This is a genomic window from Vibrio sp. 704 (assembly GCF_033339295.1).
Genome location: NZ_JAWOUH010000060.1, coordinates 1 through 1,677 on the forward strand (window position 1 = coordinate 1; position 1,677 = coordinate 1,677).

A 1,677-nucleotide genomic window follows, 5' to 3' on the forward strand; every position below is an offset into this window, starting at 1 on the left:
CTTAGAAGAACACACAAAATACCAACGATTTTCTTAAGAACTTTATTTGGGAAATACGCTGCACAACGCACGCCGAGGCTAGTAGTTAAGTAGCTACTAATGGAGAAGCTGATCATTGCAGGAAGGTATATGTATCCTAAGACTAAGTTGTTCCAATCTGTATTTTCCCATCCGTTTAACATGTAACCGAGGCTTCCTGACAGCGCGATAGGGAAACCTATCGCAGCAGAGGTACCAATAGCACGTTTTACCTCAAAATTTTGCTGGACAAGATAGGGGATGATCAACCCCGCACCGCTTATAGAGACAAGTGCTGATACAGAGCCAATCACCGAGCCTACAGTGATATTACCGATAGCCCCATGTGGGTTCGGATTGTACTCATTTTCAGTGTTGAGAAACATCTTATAAGCAACATACAACATGAATACGCTGAAAAAGCCTGCCAGATAGACGCCTTGTAGATACGATGCTACGAATGTGGCGCAAAATGTTCCGACTAGAACTCCGCTCAACATTTTTCCTACCATTGTCGAGTCTACATTCTCTTTTTTGTAGTGAGCGCGCATGCTGCCCAATGTTGTAATAATCATCGAAGCCATTGATGTCCCTAACGCAAGATGCACTACTTCCGTATCAGCTATTCCCTGTAGTGAAAATAGAAACGCAAAAATAGGGACGGCCATTCCACCACCACCCACACCAACTAGTCCTGCGAGAAAGCCAATGCCCAAGCCTGCCGTAATGTAATAGATAATAAAGATAGGTTCGTTCATGATGGTTCTGCCTTCGATAAAATGGTCGTTGCTAAAATGTTACTCGAACGCTAACTTGCTATGGTAACGTTAAGAGGACAGAAAATAATGAATAATGGCCAAAATGGAATTGAGTAAATAAAGTGACAAACTCTGATTACAGCGAATGGAAAAATGGCGCCGCACTGATCGTTAAGGAGTGGCAGCATGAAAGGAGCGACTTCAACCATTTGGATCAACGGCCACATAATTGGCACAGTCATCATCGAGGCCAGTTACTGTGTATAGATGAAGGGCTAATACAGGTAAAAACCGATGAAGGAACGTGGATACTACCACCTCACCGAGCTGGTTGGATCCCCCCGGGTGCGATGCACAGTGTTTATTTTTGTGGTTCTCTGAAAGGTCGTTCATTACTGTTTACTCCAGAGAGTTGTGAGCGGTTTCCAATGGGACCTTGTGTTATCCAAATGAGCGATGTGTTGAAAGCCCTATCGGTTAGAGCATCGATATGGAGCAAAACAGACGATCTATCCATACAGTCTTTACGTATTCTTGCCGTAATATCCGATGAAATCGTCAATAGCCCTCATGAGTCACTCCACATCCCACTGCCCAGAGATCCGAGACTGCAAAAAGTTACTCAAGCAATTTTAATAGACCCAAACAGCAAGCATTCTGTAGAGCATTGGGCCAATATTGGGGCAGTCTCATCTCGGACGTTAAGACGATTGATTCGAAGTGAGTTAAACATGAGTTTTAGTGAATGGCGGCAACAAGTACTGCTAATACATTCATTAGAAATGATAGCTCGAGGGGAATCGGTGGGAGATATTGCACATGCTTTAGGTTATTCGACGCCCAGTAACTTTATTGCGATGTTTCGTCGGGTCTATGGCGATTCACCCACGCGTTACTTTTC

Annotated in this window: 2 protein-coding genes; one reads left to right on the forward strand and one right to left on the reverse strand. The window is 43.9% G+C overall.

What is annotated here, in order from left to right:
* Positions 1 to 776, reverse strand: a 776-nt coding sequence (locus R7R24_RS24375; RefSeq protein WP_318119680.1) for a sulfite exporter TauE/SafE family protein, incomplete at its 3' end; no start/stop codon positions are given.
* A 122-nt stretch (positions 777 to 898) separates the two neighbouring features.
* Here R7R24_RS24375 and R7R24_RS24380 point away from each other — a divergent pair.
* A partial coding sequence (locus R7R24_RS24380; protein WP_318119683.1) for a helix-turn-helix transcriptional regulator occupies positions 899 to 1,677 on the forward strand: 779 nt, incomplete at its 3' end.